Origin of the sequence: Actinacidiphila acididurans (assembly GCF_016918855.1) — a bacterium.
In the GTDB taxonomy this organism is placed as follows: domain Bacteria; phylum Actinomycetota; class Actinomycetes; order Streptomycetales; family Streptomycetaceae; genus Actinacidiphila; species Actinacidiphila acididurans.
In genome coordinates this window covers 180,123-197,582 of the sequence record NZ_JADKYB010000008.1, presented here as the reverse complement: position 1 = coordinate 197,582, position 17,460 = coordinate 180,123, and the positions used below count along the sequence as shown (strand labels likewise).

The window sequence follows — 17,460 nt, the reverse complement described above, 5'->3', positions numbered from 1 at the left end:
CGCACTTCCGGCAGCGTAAAACTTCCCTTCTCCATTCGGGGTCGGCGATGGCTCAATTGACGGATGGAGATCGGCGAAGTGTGGGCTTTCCGGCCGGACCCCGGAACGGCCGGCGGCCCGGTGCACCGCGTCCGGATCGTCCGGATCGGCGGCGTGCTCAGATCGGGCCAGGCGCGTATCGCGTTTCTCGACGGCCCGCAGGAACTGGAGTGGGCGGACCAGCGCGGTCTCGTGGCGCCCTGGGATCAGGCCGGCGCGTTCCTGGACGACGAGCGCCGCACGGCGGAGGTGGCCGCCGCGTCCCGGTCGGTCAGGGGCAGCGTGGAGTTCGAAGCCGCGCGCCTGGTACTGAGTGCCGCGCGCCCGCGGGGCCGGGTGAGGATGCGGGGCCGGATCGCCGACGCCGGCGTTCTGGAGATCAGGAATCTGGACCCGACCTGCTCCTGGCTGGCGATCAGCGCGCACCAACTGCGCCGCGAACCCCTGGCGTTCGAGGACCGGCACGGGCGGTACCTGGCGCCCTGGCCGGTGACGCTCCAGGTCGCACGGCGGGTGGCCCGGGTGTGCCGCGAGGACGTCCTGCGCGAGGCCCACCGCCGCGAGCCGGGCCTGCGCACGGAACAGCCGGCGCCGCCGTGGCGCCGGAGCCGGGCCGACTCCGCGCAGGCCTTCCGGCAGTCGGTGCTCGCCGTGGTCCGGGAGTGGTGCGCGTGATGTCACTTCTCCTTCTCCGCGCGGCGCTTGGCGAGGCAGTCCGGGCAGACGCCGGTCAGTTCGACGGTGTGGTGGACCTCGGCGTAGCCCGAGGAGTCCGCTGTCGCGGCGGCCCATGCCTCCACGAGACCGGCGTCGACGGGTACGCCCTGGCCGCAGGACCGGCACAGCAGGTAGTGGCGGTGTTCCCGGCTGGGGCGGTAGCGGAAGAGGCGTTCGCCGCCGGGTTCCCGCACGACGTCGGCGCGGCCGGCCTCGGCGAGCGCGGCCAGCGTGCGGTAGACCGTGCTCAGGCCGACGCGCTCGCCGGCCGCGGCCAGATGGATGTGCAGTGCCTGGGCGCTGACGAAATCCCCGCTGCGGATCAGGGCGGTGAGCACGGTCGTGCGCTGCGGCGTGCGGCGGCCGATCACGTACGCCTCGGCCGGTTCGTCACTCGGGTCGTCCGGCGCCATGTCAGGCCGCTCCGGCGCGGGCAGGGCGGCGCGGGCCGCCGGATCCGGCGCGGACACCGCCCGGCCCGGCAGGGGCACCCCCTGCCGGGCCGGCGGCCGTGCCGGGTCGGCGCAGCTCTCTCACCTGCGCGGTCACTTCCCGGTGGCCTGGGCCAACGCCTTTTGCAGTCCGGTCAGTTCACGGACCTGCCAGTCCTGGAACGAGGCACCGGCCGGCGTCAGGGTCTCGGTCACCGTCGCCACCGGAATGCCCGCCGCCTTCGCCTCCTTCACCTGCTGCTGCACATCGGGCGTGGCGTTCTGGCTGTTGTAGACGTAGACCTTGATCTGCTTGCCCTTGATCTGCCCGTCGATCAGCGCCTTGTCGCGCGCGGTGGGGTCGCTGCCCTCGCTGACCGCGCTCAGGAACGAGTACGGGGTGAGCATCTTCAGCCCGAGCCCGTCGGCCAGCGGGCTGACGATGGACTCCGAGGCGCCGATCGGGGTGCCCGCGTACTTCGACCTGATCTGCGAGACCAGCCGGTTGTACGAGCCGAGGGTCTGCGTCTCGAAGGTGTTCTTCAGCGTGTCGAAGTCCGCGGAGTCCGCCGGGTCGAGCTTCTTGTAGTCGGCGGTGATGCGCTCGATCACCGCGTGCACGTCGGCCGGGGAGTACCAGCGGTGCGGGTTCCCGCCCGCCTTGACGCCCACCAGGTCCCCGACGTTCAGGTCCGTACGGCCCGACCCCGCGCCGGCCGCCAGCAGCTTGCCGGCCCACGCGTCGTACCCGATCCCGTTCACGATCGTGTACTGCGCACCCGCCACCGTGCGCGCGTCCGCGGCCGTCGGCTCGTAGTCGTGCGGATCGGCGTCCGGGTTGTCGATGATGCTGGTCACCTTGACGTGCCCGCCGCCGAGCTGGCTCGCGATGCTCCCCCAGAAGTTCTCGGCGGCCACCACCTGGATGACCTTCCCGCCCCCGGAGCCGGAGGACGACGAGCTGCCGGACTTGCCGTCAGCCGTGGAACCCGAGGAGGACGACGTCGAACATGCGGTGAGGGCCGCCGCGGCGAGTACGGCGGTGCAGCCGAGGGCGGGTGACCACAACGGTCGGCGGGCGGTCGGGCGGGAGGGGGCAGCCTTCATGGCGCGGGAAACTCCTTGATCGGGCCGCGTCGGTATGCGCATCAGGGGGCGCACCCACCGGCACGGCTGGGTGGCTCCTCACGCTAGATGGAAACGACTTTCACCACCATCATCGCCAGCATAAATATGAAAATCGTTGCCATTTCTTGATCCAGCCGCCCCCCCTCATCCCTGGTCCGCGAACTGTCCGAGGGCGGCAGACGTGTCCACGAACTCGTCACCGCCCTCGGCGTCGGTCAGCCCCTGGTGTCCCGGCTCCCGCGCGTGACACCGGCCCTTCGTCCCCCCTATTGCATCCGGAAGCCCGCGGGTCCGCGCACCGCGGACGCGGCGAGTTCCTTGATCCGGGCGACGGACACGGGCACGCCGGGTGCCTGCTGGAACCAGGCCACCAGGTCCGTCGGGGCGAGGCCGGTCGGCGGCTGTCCCACGTACGGGAGGGCGTACAGCGGGGTGTTGGGTTCACTGCGCCAACTGTCGGCCAGCGAGCCGAGGTCCACCGTGTCGAAGCCGAGGACGTCCAGCAGGTCGGCCACCTCTTTCTTGGCGCCCGGGTCGTCGCCGGACAGCGGCAGTGCGGTGCGGTCGGGGGCTCCGGCCGGGCGGAAGAGGCTCAGCAGTTGCTTGGGGCCGATGTTGTGCAGGGCCTTGACCACCCGGGCGCCGGCGAGGTGGCGCTGCACCAGTTCGCTGGAGGTCAGCTCGTCGCTGTCCAGCTCCGGGAAGCTCCAGCCGGGAATCAGCGCGTAGTTCATCGGGTCGATCACGGTCTTTCCGGCCAGCTCGGCCCGGGGCAGCCGGTCGTGGGCGACCAGCGGTACGGACGCGAGGACCAGGTCACCGGCGCTCGCCGCTTCGGCCGGGGTGGCCGCACGGGCCCGCTCGCCGAGCTCGGCGACGAGACCGGCCAGACTCCGCGGGCCGCGCGAGTTGCTCAGGACGACGTCCAGGCCGGCGTCGACAGCACGGCGGGCGACCCCGGCGCCGACCATTCCGGTGCCGATGATGCCGAGCGTTGTTGTGCTCACTTGTGTTCTCCGTTCCCGTTCCCGTTTCCACGCGCCACGCCCCATGTGCCAGGCGCCACGCGCCACGCGCCACGACAGCCGGCGGCTGGGCCCGCGGCGGCGCGCTCGTACCCATCACAGCCCGGGTGACCTGCGCGAACAATGAGCACAAGCGCTCGGCAGCGATCACATCATGTGATAGATCAGAAGGGTGGAACTGAGGACGCTGCAATACTTCGTGACCGTCGCCGAGGAGCTGCACTTCGGGCGGGCGGCGGAACGGCTGCGCATCGTGCAGCCGGCGGTGAGCCAGCAGATCAGCCGGTTCGAACGCGAGCTCGGCGTGCGCCTGCTCGACCGCAATTCACGCCGGGTACGGCTCACCCCCGCCGGCGAACGCGTGCTCGCCGCGGCCCGTGAGACGCTCGCCGCGGCGGCCCGGGTGCGCGTGGTCGCCGGGGAACCAGCGGCCGTCCTGCGGATCGGGGTGGCGTCCTGCGTCACCGGGCGGCTCGACCGCGCGATGAGCCGCCTGCGCGACAGCGAACGGCCCGCCGAGCCGGAACTGGTCGACCTGCCGGTGACCGCGCGCCTGGATGCCGTCCGCAACGGCGAGCTGGATCTGGCGCTGGTCCGCGGCGCGGTCACCTCCACGGGGCTGACCGTGGTGCACGCCTGGTCCGAACCTCTGCACGCGGTGCTGTCCCGCGCACATCCCGCCGCCGGCAGACCCGCGATCGGCCTGCGCGACCTCGACCCCTACGGCCTACGGCTCCCCGCCCGCGACACCGACCCGCCGATGCACGACGCGATCCTCGCCGCCCTGCCCGTGGCGCCGCTGCGGCCACCCGCCGGGGACATGCTCAACGTGCTGTTCGAGGTGGGCCGGGACCCCGCGGGCTGGACCCTGCTGCCCGCGGAGCAACTCGCCGGCTCGCGTTCCGAACGGGTGCTCCAAGTGCCGCTCGACCCGCCGGTGACCGTCGACGGCCACGTCGTCACCTCGCTCGCGACACCGGACCAGTGCGTGGTGTCGTACGTGGCCGCGTTCGCGGACTGACCCGCGGCCGCACGTCTCCCACCGGTACGGCCGAGGCGCGCGGTACGACTCAGGCTCTCGGCTCAGCCCTGGGCGGTGGGCCGGACGACGATTTCGCCGACGTCCACGGTGTCGGGCTGCTCGATGGCGAAGGCGACGGCGCGTGCGATCGCGTCCGGCGGCATCGCGATCTCGTCGCGGCGGGCGATCAGTGCCGCGGCGGTCTCGGGGCTGCCGCCCTTGCCGACGCCTTCGGTGTTCGTGAAGCCGGGCGATACGAGGGTGACGCGCAGCTTCGGGCCCGCCTCCTGGCGCAGGCCCTCGGTCAGGACCTTGACCGCGGTCTTGGTCGCCGCGTAGACGGCCTGTTCGGGCACGACCCGGTAGGCGGCGGTGGACGCCGTGTGGACGAAGTGGCCGGAGCCCTGCGCGCGGAAGACCGGCAGCGCGGCGGCGATCCCGTTCAGCACGCCCTTGAGGTTGACGTCCACCATCAGGTCCCAGTCGTCGACGCGCAGGTCGTCCAGCGGCGATACCGCCATGCTCCCGGCGTTGGAGAACAGCACGTCCAGCCGGCCGAAACGCTCCCGTGCGGTCGTCACCAGGCGTTCCATGTCGCCGCGCTCGCGTACGTCCGTCCTGACCGCGACCGCTTCGCCGCCGGTTTCGCGGATGCGCTCGACCAGCGTCTCCAGCCGCTCGACGCGACGCGCGCCGAGTACGAGGCGGGCGCCGCGCTCGGCCAGATGCACCGCCGTGGCCTCGCCGATCCCGCTGCTGGCACCGGCGATCGCGACGACCTTTCCCGACACTCCCGTCATGACGTCCTTCCTCCGGACCCGTAGACTGAAACGGACACGCGTCCGCATCAATCGAGAGGCTACCCGGACATATGTCCGCTTCGCAAACGGAGCAGCCCGGCACGCCCCGCCCACGGGCCGACGCCGCGCGGAACCGCGCACGACTGCTCGAGGTGGCACGTGCCGCGCTCGGCGGGGACGGCGAGACGACGATGCAGTCGATCGCCAAGGCCGCGGGCGTCGGCCAGGGCACCATCTACCGGCACTTCCCGACGCGCGAGGCACTGCTGCTCGAGGTCTACCAGGCCGATTTCGACGCGCTCGTCACCGCGGCGTACACGCTGCTCGAAGACAGCACGCCCAGGGCGGCGCTGCGCACCTGGTTCGACGAGCTCGCCGTCTTCGGCCGCAAGAAGCACGCCCTGTCCCAGGTGCTCGACGCGGCGACCCGGGCGGAACTGCACAACGCGCAGTACGACCGGATCATCGAGGCGATCGACGCCATCCTCCGGGCCGGCGTCGAAGCGGGGGAACTCCGTCCGGACCTCGGGCCGGAGGAGGTCCTGCCCCTGGTCAGCTTCCTCTGGCAACTGGACACCCGCTCCGATCCGCGCATCCCGCACCTGCTGGACCTGGTCCTGGACGCGGCGTCCGCCCGAACCTGAAGGGACGTCAGCGGGCGGCCCAGGAGGAGCCGGGGACCTCGCGCCGCGCCCAGGCGGCGAAATCCGTGGCCGGGCGGCCGAGGATCCGTTCCACGCCCGCGGACACGTACGCGTCGGCGCCGGAGCGGATGCCGTCGAGCATCGCCATCCGCCACCGGACGTAGCCCTCCGGTGTTCCGGCCGCCCGCAGCCGGGCGATGTGGGCCTCCCGGTCCTCGTCCTCGAAGCGGACCGGTACGCCGGAGGTGTCGCTCAGGATCGCGGCGGCCCGGTCGAAGGTGAGCGCGGACGGCCCCGACAGCGCGATCGACTCGCCGGTGCACAGCCGGCCGGCCAGGACGGTCGCGGCCACCTCGGCGATGTCCCGCACGTCGATGAAGGGTTCGGCCCCGGCCCCCACCGGAGCGCGGACCGTGCCGTCGACGGGGGCGAACATAGCCTCCGTGAAATTCTGCGCGAAGTGCGAGGGGCGCAGGATCGTCCAGGCGACGGGCCCGCCCGCCAGCGCCTGCTCGGCTCGGTCGACGGCGCCTCCGGGCAGGAACTCCACGCCCCGCGCCGACAGCAGGACCGCGTGCCGTACCGAGGCCGCGGCGGCGGTCTCCAGGAAACCGGTCAGCCGGTCGCTCCAGTCGCGGGCCGACCCGGGACCGACGACGAACACCCCGTCCGCGCCGGCCACCGCGCCCGGCCACGTCGCGGGGTCGTGCCAGTCGAAGCGGGTCGTGGAGCCCCGGCTCGCGGCGACCGCCAGGTGACCGCGCGCGGTGAGCTCGTCCATCAGGCGGCGTCCGACCTTGCCGCTTCCTCCGAGAACAACGATTCGTGCCATGCCGGCCACATTAGGCACCGGGCCGTGGATGACGAATGGCAATTCCGCTCAGGATCATTCGTGTTCGTCCATCCGCCACTACCCTCGGTGGGGTGGACCTGCTCAGTGACCAGCTCGCCCGGGCCCGGGCGAAGGGCGCGGTGTTCTCCACGCTGCGCCGGGTCGCTCCGTGGGGTCTGGGCTTCAGCGGGCAGCGTCCGCTGACCGCGCACATCCTGCTCGACGGCGAGGGCTGGGTCGTGGACGACGCGCACCCGCCGCTGGCCTTGCGCGCCGGGGACGTCCTGCTCGCCACGGCCGGGGCACCGTACCGCGTCACCAGCCACCCCGACGCGGACGCCGTACCCATCGCCGATGCCCGCCATCAGGGCTCCGACGACCGGCCGGGCCCCGCCGCCCGGATCCTGTGCGGTGCCTACGTGGTCGACGGCAGCGTGGGGACCATGCTCCTCGGCTCGCTGCCCCGCTACGTCCACGTCCCCGCGGACCGGCAGGATTCGCAGCACCGCGCCGCGATCGCCCTGCTCGGGGCGGAGGCCGGCAAGGACGGCAGAGAAGGCCGGCACGACACGGACGGCGTCGGCCGGCAGGCCCTCCTGGACCGGCTGCTGGACCTCAACCTCGTCTACGCCCTCAGGACCTGGTGGCAGCAGGACCGGCAGCACGCGCCCGGCTGGTACCGGGCCCTGGCCCACCCCGGGCTCAAGCGGGTCATCGAAGCCGTCCACCAGGACCCCGGCGGGGAATGGAGCCTGGAACGGATGGCCGGCACGGCGGCGATGTCCCGGGCCGCGTTCGCCGCCGCCTTCAAGGAGGTCGTCGGCGAGCCCCCCGCCCGTTACCTGCGGGCCCTGCGCATGGCGCTCGCCGAGGACGCCCTCCTCCGTACCGACGCCACCCTCGGCGCCATCGCCGCGGACGTCGGCTACCGCAACGAGTTCGCCTTCGCGACCGCCTTCCGCCGCGACCACGGCGTCGCGCCCGGCCGCTGGCGGTCCGCGTACGCCCGCACCTCGGCCATGCTTCCCGGCGCCGGGGACGAAGACGGCCTGTGACGGCGCACCGCTCCGCCGCTTTCCCGGGCCGTGGGACGTCCGGAAAGCCGCACGACCCCGGTCCCGCGCCAGTGGCCCGGGACCGGGGTCGCCGCTGACCGTGTGAATCGGCCGGACGGACGCCGGGGCTCAGCTCAGTGCGAACTTCTGCGCCGCCGTGCCGTTGCAGTCCCAGATCTGCAGCCGGGTGCCGTTGGCGGTCGCGCCGCTCGGCGAGTCCAGGCAGCGGCCGGACTGCGGGTTGAGCAGCGAGCCGTCGGACTGCTGGACCCAGACCTGACCGCCGGCGGTGTTGCAGTCCCACAACTCGACCTGCGTACCCGCGGCCGTGCCGTTGCCGTTGATGTCCAGGCAACGGCCCAGCGTGGTCAGCCGGTTGGTGGAGGTGTGCACCCAGTGCTGGTCCAGCGCGTAGGACTGGCAGTCCCAGAGCTGGGCCGCGGCGCCGTTGCCGCCGACGTCGTCGGCGGAGATGTCCAGGCACTTGGCGCCCGGGCCGGCGACCATTCCGCCGCCGTTGACGGTGAACTTCTGCGCCGCGGTCCCGTTGCAGTCCCAGATCTGCAGCCGGGTGCCGTCGGCCGTGTTGCCGCTGGGGTCGTCCAGGCAGCGGCCGGACTGCGGGTTGAACAGCGAGCCGTCGGACCGCTGCACCCACTTCTGGCCGCCGACGCCGTTGCAGTCCCACAACTCGACCTGCGTACCCGCGGCCGTGCCGTTGCCGTTGATGTCCAGGCAACGGCCCAGCGTGCGCAGCGACCCGTCGGACTCGTGGGCCCAGTGCTGGTCGGCCGCGTAGCTCTGGCAGCCCCAGAGCTGGACGGCGGCGCGGTCGCCGGCGACGTCGTCACCGGCGACGTCCACGCAGGCCCCGCCGGGCGCGGAGATCGTCGACGGCGCGACGCCGGCCGTGTCGCCCGCGTAGCCGGCGGACACGATGTTCGCCTGCACGGCGTTGTCGGCGGCGTCCGAGGGGTAGCCGGAGGTGATCGCGCCCTCGAAGAAGGAGCCGCCGGCCCGGTTGCTGTTGTCGCCACCGGTGCCCAGCACGATGGAGCCCTCCTGGCGCATGGGCGCGTAGCCGCTTGGCAGTGCGCCGTTCCACCAGGTCGTGAGGCCGCCGGATTGGGAGTTGCCGCCCTTGAGGGCGAAGCTGGTCTGGCCGTTGTTCTTCAGCAGGGCGGTGACGAACGCGCTGGAGTTGCCGCCGTTGACGCTGTGCGCGTTGGTGTCGGCCTGGAAGATGCCGTTCTCCAGGTCGGCCTGCACCCACGGCCCGCTCCCGTGGCAGGGGTTGCACGCCGTGATCGGGGAGATGTTGAGCGCGTCCATGTGACCGGCGCCCGTGTCCTCCTCGTTCGCCTCGACGTTGCCGAAGTCGAAACAGCAGTCACGAATGGTGTGGGTGCCGCTGGTCACCATGTACATGCCCTCGGCCTGCCCATTGGTGGCGACCCCGGCCCCGCGGGCATGGCGGTATCCCTGCCCCGGCTGGATGTAGACGCCGTACACCGCGTGACCGGCCACGGTGACATGCAGGACGTTGGCCATCGCACCGACGTTGGCGGCGCCCGCGGTGCCGGCGCCGGCGATGGTCAGGTCGTTGTGCCGCGGCGACTGGTCGTAGATCTTGGTGATGACGCAGACGGCGCCGTTGCAGAAGGCGTTCTGCGCGCCCGCGTCGGCGTAACCGCCGGCGGCCACCGGTCCGATGTCCAGCGTCGCGTTGTCCCGTACCCGGACGACCTGGTACAGGCCCCCGTCGTACGAGGAGTACAGCGCGCGGACCGTGCTGAAGGCACCCACACAAGGGGTGCCCGCGTCGCCGTAGATGTCACAGGGAAGCGTGCCGGCGGCGTGCGCCGGCCCGCTCACGCCGATGAGCAGACCCAGCGTCAGGCCCAGGGCCCCGCCGAGGGCGAATAACGCGCGGCGGAAACGCCGAAGTGCCGAGCGCAGGTGGGTGCGTGGGGGGTGATCGGTCATCGTCGACCCTTTTCCGTCGGGAGTGATGCGGCGTCGAGGAGTGGGCGATGTGCGACGCGGCGTGCGAGGTACGGCGTGCGGCGTGCGGCGTGCGATGGGGGGCGTGCGTCGTGCGCCGTACGAGAAAGCGACCAGCGGCGTGCGGTACGGGCACCGCCTGGGTGCTCATACGATTCAGCGCTCCGAAGCTAAAGCGCTCCCTCCGCTCCGTCAACCCTCGTGACCGCAGGGAAATCGCCTCGGAAAATGTCGTCCGAAGGGTTGACGCTCCATCGACCGGCACCTAGCGTCCATGGCGCTGAAACGTTAGAGCACCTGATCGGCCCCCTTCCTTCGCAAAGCGGGCCCATGGCGAGAAAGGGGTGTCTCATGACAGGCACCGTGCCGGGCGGCCCGCCGCGGGCTCCGGGGGCCGGACGATGACGGCGGCCAAGCGTGCCAACGTCACGCTCAAGGACGTCGCGACGGCCGTCGGCATCTCGCAGAGCGCGGTGTCCATGGCGCTGTCCGACCACCCTCGCATCAGCGAGACGACCAAGGAGGCGGTGCGGGCCGCCGCGGCCCGGCTCGGCTACGTCCCGAACTCCGCCGGGCGGGCGCTGCGCGCGGGGCGTTCGACGTCCATCGCCGTGGTCGTGCCGAACACCGGCCAGCACGTCTTCGGCCACCCGTACTTCATGCACCTGCTGGTGGGGGTCACGGCCGAGGCCAACGCCCGCGACGCGGCGCTGATGGTGTCGACCAACCCGGACGAGACCCACGGCGTGGCCGCGTACGAACGGGTGCTGCGCTCGCAGGCCGCGTCCGGGGCGATCATCGCCTCGGCCTCGATCAGCGACCGGAACGTGAACCGCATGGTGGAGGCCGCCCTTCCGGTGGTGCTCGTCGGGCGGTTCGTGCACCTGCCGCACGCGGCCAGCGTGGGCATCGACGAGATCGCGGGGGCCGCCGCGATCACCCGCCACCTGGTGGAGGACCACGGGCTGACCCGTATCGCGCACATCAGCGGGCCGCTCGACCACCAGACCGCGGTGGACCGTTACGAAGGCTTCCGCGGCGCGCTGGCCGCGTCGGGGCGGCCGTGCACCCACACCCTCGCGGTCGGCGACTTCAGCGAGGAGTCGGGGCGGGCGGCCGCACGCCAGGTGCTGGACAGCATGACCGACCTCCAGGCGATCTTCGCCGCCAACGACGAGATGGCGTACGGCGCCATGCTGGAGATCCGGTCCCGCGGCCTGCGCATCCCCGAGGACATCGCGCTGGCCGGCTACGACGACTTCGGCGTCTCCCGGCTGACCACCCCCGGCATCACCACGATCCACGTGCCGGCCGAGGCCCTCGGCCGCAAGGCCGCGGACATCCTGTTCGACCTCCTCGACGGCACGGCGCCGGACCCCGTCCACACCGTGCTGCCCTTCGACCTCGTGATCCGCGAGTCCTGCGGCCCCCACTCCGGCTGACCCGGCCGGCTCCCACCCCGGCCGACCCGGCCGAGCGCCGCACCTGCGGCCGGCCCCGCCGTCGGAACGGCCGCAGGAACGACCCCCGGACCTGCCCCGGAACGACCGCCGGCCCGGCGGTCCGCTGAAGGAGACAGCTCTATCGACCCTCCCGCCCCGGGACACGGGGCACCGACGAAATGGAACGATCGTCATGCACGTCAGTCACAGGAGAATTCACGGCTACGGCAGAGCGGCCGCCGCGCTGGCCGCCGCCACCACGGTCTCGCTGCTCCTCGCCGGCTGCGGCGACAACGGCGCGGGCGGCGGTGGCACGTCCGCCGGCGGCGTGGTGAACCTGACCATGCTCACCGGGTTCACCGGGCCCGACGCACCGTCGTACCAGGCGCTGGTCAAGCAGTTCAACGCCACCCACCCCAAGATCCACGTCACCATGACGGCCGAGCCCTGGGCCACCATCGGCCAGAAGCTGCCCGCCTCCTGGGCCACCGGCCAGGGCCCGGACCTGGCCACTCCCAGCTCCGACCCCGGCTCGATCTTCACCTACATCAAGACCAACTCGGTGCTGCCGCTGGACTCCTCCGTCGGCACGGGCCCGACGCAGATCGACTCCGCCGCCTTCCCGGCCCCCGTGAAGTCGGCGTTCACCGTCGACGGCAAGCTCTACGCGGTGCCGGCCAACATGGCCACCCTGGTGCTCTACTACAACAAGGCCATGTTCGCCGCCGCGGGCATCACCGCGCCGCCGGCCACCGAGGCCGACTTCGTCGCCGACGCCAAGAAGCTCACCACCGGCTCGGGCGGCAAGCCCAGCCAGTACGGGATCTCGCTGGCGGACAACAACACCATCCAGATGTGGCCCATCCTGCAGTGGATGAACGGCGGCGACATCATCGGCCAGGACGGCTGCGCCGTCGTCGACAGCCCGGCCAGCACCGACGCGCTGACCAAGTGGAGCCAGTTGGTCGCCAAGGACCACATCAGCCCGGTCGGCCAGTCCGGCGCCGACGCCGACACGCTGTTCTCCGCCAAGAAGGCCGCGATGGAGATCAACGGCCCCTGGGCCGCGGCCGGTTTCACGTCGGCCGGCATCGACCTCGGCATCGCCCAGGTGCCGGTGGGCTCGGCCGGCCCGGTCACCCTGGCCTCGACCGTGCCGCTGATGATCGCCCGCACCAGCAAGCACCCCCAGCAGGCCCAGGAGTTCCTCGCCTGGTACACCGGCAAGACCGCCCAGACGCAGTTCTCCAGGATCTCCGGGTTCCCGCCGGCCAGGACCGACCTGGGCAGCGCCGTCGCGAGCGACCCCACGGTGGCCGAGTTCGCCAAGGCACTGCCGCACGCGAAGCTCTACCTCGCCGGCCAGGCCAACGCCACCAGCATCGACACCGACGCCTACGTCCCGCTCGTCCAGAAGATAGAGCGCGGCGCCGATGTCGCGTCCGCCGCCGCCTCCGCGGCGAAGACGATCGACTCGCTCACCGGATGCCACAAGAACTGAGCCGCACGATGTCGAGCACTCCCCTCGCCCCCGGCCGGCCGCGCACCCGCCGGCCCCACGGGCCCCGTCCGTCCCACCGCCCCCGCCGGCCGCGCTTCAACAGCGCCTACCTGTTCATCCTCCCCAGCGTGCTGCTGATCGGCGTCTTCATCGCGGAGCCGATCGTCCAGTCGGGCTGGATGAGCCTGCACGACTGGACGGTCGGCGAGTCCCACCACAAATTCGTCGGCCTGGACAACTACACCGCGCTGTACCACGACCACCGGTTCTGGAACGCCCTGCGGGTGACGGTGGTCTACACCGCCGCCGTCACCGCCGGGCAGGTGCTGCTCGGCCTGGCGATCGCGTCGCGGCTGCGCCGCACCACCTGGTACACCGCGCTGCTGCGCACCGCGTACTTCTTCCCGTTCATCGCGTCCCTGGTGGTCAGCGGGATCGTCTGGAAGTTCCTGCTCGACCCGCAGGTCGGGCTGGTGGACGCCTGGCTGTCCAAGGCGGGCGTCACACCGCCGGACTGGCTCCAGTCGACCTCGCTCGCGCTGCCGACGGTGATCGCCGTGGGCATCTGGAAGAACGTCGGCTTCACGATGATCGTGCTGCTGGCGAGCATGCAGCAGATCCCGCCCGACCTGTACGAGGCGGCCGCGCTCGACGGCGCCGGGCCGTGGCAGCGCTTCCGCCATGTGACGCTGCCCGCGCTGCGGCCGGCCCTGCTGTTCACCACGCTCATCGCCACCGTCACCGGGCTGCAGTTGTTCGACCTGGTCTTCTCGATGACCAGCGGCGGACCGATCTTCCACACCGAATCGGTGGTCATGTACCTGTACCAGAAGGGCTTCGTCGAGTTCCGGATGGGCTACGCGAGCGCCGTCGCCTGGGTGCTGTTCGTGGTCATCCTCGCCGTCTCCGCGCTCCAACTGCGACTGTCGAGGTACCGCGATGCCGACTGACACCCTCCGCCCGCGTTCCGCCCCGGGCGTCGGCGGCCCGTACGACGACGGGCCCCGCTCGCCGCGGACGGTCCGCCTGATCACCGCTGGCCGGGTCCTGGCCCGCAGCGGCGCGGCCCTGTCCTGGGTCGCGGTGATCGTCGGCGCCCTGGCGACGATCGTGCCCTTCCTGTGGATGCTCGGCGTCGCCTTCCGCACCAACTCCGACCTCTACGCCGATCCCGCGCGCCTGATCCCGAAGCACTGGACGCTGCACGGCGTGCACGCGGTGGTCAGCCAGCTGCCGTTCGGCCGGCTGGTGGTCAACACCTTCGTGTTCGCCGGCGGCACGACACTGTTGCTGCTGCTGTTCGACTCGATGACCGCCTTCGCGCTCGCCCGGCTGAAGTTCCGCGGCAGCAACGTGGTGTTCCTGCTGATCCTCGCCACCTTGATGGTGCCGTTCCAGGTCACCCTGGTGCCGGTCTTCCTCACCCTGTTCCACCTGGGTTGGCTCAACTCCTACCAGGGGCTGATCGTGCCCCGCGCGACCAGCGCGCTCGGCATCTTCCTGCTGCGGCAGTTCTTCATGCAGCTCCCGCGCGAGCTGGACGACGCGGCGCGGATCGACGGGGCGAACGACTTCACCCTGTTCTGGCGGATCATCCTGCCCAACGCCAAGCCCGTCCTCGCCTCGCTGTTCATCATCCAGTTCGCCGCGCTGTGGAACGACTTCCTGTGGCCCCTGGTGGTCACGAACAACGTCGACATGCAGACCTTGCCGGCCGCCCTGACGCTGTTCTCCAGCCAGTCCGGAGTGGACCACGCCGCGCTCATGGCGGGCGCCGCGATCTCCCTCAGCCCGCTCGCCGTCGCGTTCCTCGTCCTGCAGCGCTGGTTCGTGCAGAGCGTCGCGACCACGGGCATCAAGTGACCTCACGCTCCACCGCAGAGAAATCGGAGACAGGTGTGCTCACCTGCACTGCAACCATCGACCCCGCCTTCACCGTCGCGCCGGTGCCGCCGCGCCTGTTCGGATCGTTCATCGAGCACATGGGCCGCTGCGTGTACGGCGGCGTGTACGAACCCGGCCACCCCGAGGCCGACGTCGACGGCCTGCGGGCCGACGTCGTCAAGCTGACCCGCGAACTGGGCGTCACCGCCGTGCGCTACCCCGGCGGCAACTTCGTCTCCGGCTACCGGTGGGAGGACGGCGTCGGCCCGGTCGAGCAGCGCCCGCAGACCCTCGACCTGGCCTGGCGGTCCGTCGAGCCGAACACCTTCGGGCTCAACGAGTTCATGACCTGGGCCCGGCAGACCGACATCGAGCCGATCATGGCCGTCAACCTCGGCACCCGCGGCGTCGAGGACGCCTGCAACCTGCTGGAGTACGCCAACTTCCCCGGCGGCACCCGCTGGTCCGACCTGCGCATCGCCCACGGCGTGCGCGAGCCGCACCGGATCAGGACCTGGTGCCTGGGCAACGAGATGGACGGCCCCTGGCAGATCGGGCAGAAGACCGCCACCGAATACGGCCGGCTGGCCGCCGAGACCGGCAAGGCCATGCGGCGCATCGACCCCTCCATCGAACTCGTCGCCTGCGGCAGCTCCAACGAGCGGATGCCGACCTTCGGCTCCTGGGAGGCCCAGGTGCTCGACGAGGCGTACGACGTGGTCGACTACATATCCCTGCACGCCTACTTCGAGCAGCACGGCGACGACCGGGTCGGCTTCCTCGCCTCGGCGCAGGTGATGGACTCCTTCATCGAGGGGGTCGTCGCGACCTGCGACCACATCGGCGCCAAGCGGCGCTCCCGGCGCAAGCTCAACCTGTCCTTCGACGAGTGGAACCTCTGGTACGAGAGCCGGTTCGCGGGCCAGGACAACCTGGACTGGGCCCGGGCGCCGCGGCTGATCGAGGACGAGTACACCGTCGAGGACGCCGTCGTGCTGGGCAACCTGCTGATGAGCCTGCTGCGGCACAGCGACCGGGTGACCATCGCCTGCCTCGCCCAGCTCGTGAATGTGATCGCGCCGATCAGGACCGAGCCGGACACCGGGGCCTGGCGGCAGACCATCTTCTACCCCTTCGCCCTCACCGCCCGGCACGCCCGCGGCGAGGTGCTGCGGGTCGAGCCGGTCTCGCCGATGCTGCACTCGGCCACGCTCGGCGACGTGGCCGCGGTCGACGTGGCCGCGACCCGGGACCCGGAGACCGGCGAGACCACGATCTTCGCGGTCAACCGCGACGACCGCCAGGCGGCCACCCTGCAACTGCGGCTGGCCGGCGACCACGAGGTCGTCGAGCACGTCGTCCTCGGCGGGCAGGACCTGCTGGCGACCAACTCCAAGAGCGCCCCGCGCCGGGTCGAACCGCGCACCTCCACCCGCCACTTCGTCGAGCCCAGCAGCCTGTCCGCGGAACTCCCCCCGGTCTCCTGGTCGATGATCCGCACCGCCCCCCGCGCGTCCGTGGCCGGGTAGCCGCGGGACGCGCGAGGGGTGAGGAGAGCAAGACCTCACAGGTGGTGCGGGAGCCGGTCTCAGTACCGCAGGGAGTCCAGTCCGTCCGGCGAACCGAGTCCGGTGGGGCCGTCGTAGCCCTTGAGAGCGGAGCACATGTAACTGGTGGCGGGGCACTCCATGCCACTGCCGGGGATGCTGTCCGAACCGCCGACGACGTCGTTGAGGCGATCGGCATGCGCGTACAGGCCCGAGGCGTCCTTGATGCCCACCGCGGGGCCGGCCATCACGTACATGGCCGACACGAGCGGGGTGGCCGCGCTGGTGCCCCCGGCGCGCAGCCAGCCGCCGGGGAGACCGTCGGCCAGGTCCGGGGTGCTGTCGTAGACGGCCAGTCCCGTGTAGGGGTCGGCGTCGGCGGAGATGTCGGCGACGGTCCGGCCGGGGCAGGCGGCGTCGTGCTGCCAGGCCGGCTTGTCGACGTGTGCCGAGCAGGCCGCTCCCGCGCCGCTGGGACGCTGGGTCGGGCCCCAGGCGGTCTCGGTCCAGCCTCGTGCGGTGTCACTGCGGCTCAGCGAGGTGCCGCCGACCGCGATGACCGACGTGAGGTCCGCAGGGTAGGGGGCGTCGAGCTGGAAGCCGGAGTCACCGGACGCGGCGAGGATCGGCACCCCGGGGTGGTCGTAGGAGCCGGCGCTGGTGGGCACGCCGTTCGGCGCCGTGTCCGAGACCCCGCTCTCGCTGGCGCTGTAGCTGTTGGAGACGGCGTCGGCGCCGAGCCGTACCGCGGTGTCGACACTCGCGCCGAGGTCGTCCGGGGAGGGCTGGTCACCCTCGACCAGGAGGATGCCGCAGTCGGGGCAGGCCGCCGAGACGGCGTCCACGTCCAGGCTGATCTCCGTCGCCCAGCTGGCGTTGACCGCGGGCAGCGGCGCGGCGTCGCCCTGCTGGTTCACCTTGCGGAAGCAGCCGTTGGCGGTGGTGCAGGCCGGCAGCCCGTAGGTGGCGCGGTAGACCGCGAGGTCGGCCTCCGCGGTGGGGTCGTCGTAGGCGTCGACGATCGCGACGGTGCGGCCCCGGCCGGCGTGCGCCGCGACATCGGAGGCGATGGCGTACGCGGACTGGAGGTCGGCGGGCCCCATGCCCGCCGGGAGTGCGGCGCTGTTCCCGGCCGTGAAGGAGCGAACCCCCGCGGCCGAGTGGTCCGGCATCACTTCCGCCTGGCAGGCGAACTGCCCTGGGGGCGGGGTGGAGCAGACGGCCACCGGGGCGGTGGCGGTGCCGGCGGCGGTGTCGCTGCCGGCGGCCCCGAACGAGGAGGGCGAGACGACCGCGATCAGGCCGGCGACGGTTCCGGCGACCGCGACCACGCCGGTCAGCGGCCGGATGAGGCGTTTCTTCGTCACAGAAGGCTCCTGAGAAGCTGTGG

16 protein-coding genes are annotated in these 17,460 nt (G+C 71.9%); 9 read left to right on the top strand and 7 right to left on the bottom strand.

Annotated elements, in window-relative coordinates; translation table 11 throughout:
* The first annotated feature begins 63 nt into the window (after nucleotides 1-63).
* Nucleotides 64-714: a PE-PGRS family protein gene (locus ITX44_RS16895; RefSeq protein WP_205358060.1), complete on the top strand. Its 651-nt coding sequence runs from the start codon at nucleotides 64-66 to the stop codon at nucleotides 712-714.
* Nucleotides 715-716: 2 nt separating this feature from the next.
* Here ITX44_RS16895 and ITX44_RS16890 read toward each other — a convergent pair whose 3' ends face one another.
* The 3 genes from ITX44_RS16890 to ITX44_RS16880 form a co-directional block, all read right to left on the bottom strand.
* Complete coding sequence (locus ITX44_RS16890) at nucleotides 717-1,169, bottom strand: Fur family transcriptional regulator (protein ID WP_205358059.1); 453 nt, start codon at nucleotides 1,167-1,169, stop codon at nucleotides 717-719.
* Nucleotides 1,170-1,301: 132 nt separating this feature from the next.
* Nucleotides 1,302-2,294: a metal ABC transporter solute-binding protein, Zn/Mn family gene (locus ITX44_RS16885; protein WP_205358058.1), complete on the bottom strand. Its 993-nt coding sequence runs from the start codon at nucleotides 2,292-2,294 to the stop codon at nucleotides 1,302-1,304.
* Nucleotides 2,295-2,581: 287 nt separating this feature from the next.
* Nucleotides 2,582-3,388, bottom strand: coding sequence for an NADPH-dependent F420 reductase (locus tag ITX44_RS16880; protein ID WP_307795310.1), 807 nt, complete (start codon nucleotides 3,386-3,388; stop codon nucleotides 2,582-2,584).
* A gap of 124 nt (nucleotides 3,389-3,512) precedes the next feature.
* Between ITX44_RS16880 and ITX44_RS16875 the strand changes: the two genes are divergently transcribed.
* Nucleotides 3,513-4,361, top strand: a complete 849-nt coding sequence (locus ITX44_RS16875; RefSeq protein ID WP_205358056.1) for a LysR family transcriptional regulator — start codon at nucleotides 3,513-3,515, stop codon at nucleotides 4,359-4,361.
* Between the two features lie 62 nt (nucleotides 4,362-4,423).
* Here ITX44_RS16875 and ITX44_RS16870 read toward each other — a convergent pair whose 3' ends face one another.
* Nucleotides 4,424-5,161: an SDR family oxidoreductase gene (locus ITX44_RS16870; RefSeq protein ID WP_205358055.1), complete on the bottom strand. Its 738-nt coding sequence runs from the start codon at nucleotides 5,159-5,161 to the stop codon at nucleotides 4,424-4,426.
* A 152-nt stretch (nucleotides 5,162-5,313) separates the two neighbouring features.
* Between ITX44_RS16870 and ITX44_RS16865 the strand changes: the two genes are divergently transcribed.
* Nucleotides 5,314-5,805 (top strand): TetR/AcrR family transcriptional regulator, encoded by a 492-nt coding sequence (locus ITX44_RS16865; protein ID WP_205358054.1) that lies wholly within the window; start codon nucleotides 5,314-5,316, stop codon nucleotides 5,803-5,805.
* A 7-nt stretch (nucleotides 5,806-5,812) separates the two neighbouring features.
* Here the strand turns inward: ITX44_RS16865 and ITX44_RS16860 are convergent, their stop codons facing one another.
* Nucleotides 5,813-6,637 carry an NAD(P)H-binding protein gene (locus tag ITX44_RS16860; protein ID WP_205358053.1) on the bottom strand — a complete coding sequence of 275 codons (825 nt, stop codon included), beginning with the start codon at nucleotides 6,635-6,637 and terminating at the stop codon, nucleotides 5,813-5,815.
* A 92-nt stretch (nucleotides 6,638-6,729) separates the two neighbouring features.
* On the opposite strand from ITX44_RS16860, the gene ITX44_RS16855 reads away from it, so the two are divergent.
* Entirely contained in the window at nucleotides 6,730-7,692 is a 963-nt protein-coding gene (locus ITX44_RS16855) for an AraC family transcriptional regulator (RefSeq protein WP_307795309.1), read from the top strand.
* Nucleotides 7,693-7,821: 129 nt separating this feature from the next.
* On the opposite strand, the gene ITX44_RS16850 is transcribed toward ITX44_RS16855, so the two are convergent.
* Nucleotides 7,822-9,678: an arabinofuranosidase catalytic domain-containing protein gene (locus ITX44_RS16850; RefSeq protein WP_205358051.1), complete on the bottom strand. Its 1,857-nt coding sequence runs from the start codon at nucleotides 9,676-9,678 to the stop codon at nucleotides 7,822-7,824.
* Nucleotides 9,679-10,097: 419 nt separating this feature from the next.
* Here ITX44_RS16850 and ITX44_RS16845 point away from each other — a divergent pair, with 419 nt between their 5' ends.
* The 5 genes from ITX44_RS16845 to arfA all read left to right on the top strand — a co-directional run bounded on the left by ITX44_RS16845 (nucleotide 10,098) and on the right by arfA (nucleotide 16,052).
* On the top strand, nucleotides 10,098-11,138 hold the full coding sequence (locus ITX44_RS16845; RefSeq protein ID WP_205358050.1) for a LacI family DNA-binding transcriptional regulator: 1,041 nt from the start codon (nucleotides 10,098-10,100) through the stop codon (nucleotides 11,136-11,138).
* Nucleotides 11,139-11,331: 193 nt separating this feature from the next.
* Nucleotides 11,332-12,639, top strand: a complete 1,308-nt coding sequence (locus ITX44_RS16840) for an ABC transporter substrate-binding protein (protein ID WP_205358049.1) — start codon at nucleotides 11,332-11,334, stop codon at nucleotides 12,637-12,639.
* A gap of 8 nt (nucleotides 12,640-12,647) precedes the next feature.
* The gene (locus tag ITX44_RS16835) at nucleotides 12,648-13,589 is read left to right on the top strand and encodes a carbohydrate ABC transporter permease (RefSeq protein WP_205358048.1); all 942 of its coding nucleotides are present in this window, start codon (nucleotides 12,648-12,650) and stop codon (nucleotides 13,587-13,589) included.
* Entirely contained in the window at nucleotides 13,579-14,502 is a 924-nt protein-coding gene (locus ITX44_RS16830; RefSeq protein ID WP_205358047.1) for a carbohydrate ABC transporter permease, read from the top strand. The genes ITX44_RS16835 and ITX44_RS16830 overlap by 11 nt, the downstream gene beginning before the upstream one ends.
* Before the next feature lie 35 nt (nucleotides 14,503-14,537).
* Nucleotides 14,538-16,052, top strand: a complete 1,515-nt coding sequence (gene arfA, locus ITX44_RS16825) for an arabinosylfuranosidase ArfA (RefSeq protein ID WP_307795308.1) — start codon at nucleotides 14,538-14,540, stop codon at nucleotides 16,050-16,052.
* A 59-nt stretch (nucleotides 16,053-16,111) separates the two neighbouring features.
* Here the strand turns inward: arfA and ITX44_RS16820 are convergent, their stop codons facing one another.
* Nucleotides 16,112-17,437 carry a S53 family peptidase gene (locus tag ITX44_RS16820; protein ID WP_205358046.1) on the bottom strand — a complete coding sequence of 442 codons (1,326 nt, stop codon included), beginning with the start codon at nucleotides 17,435-17,437 and terminating at the stop codon, nucleotides 16,112-16,114.
* Between the last annotated feature and the right edge of the window lie 23 nt (nucleotides 17,438-17,460).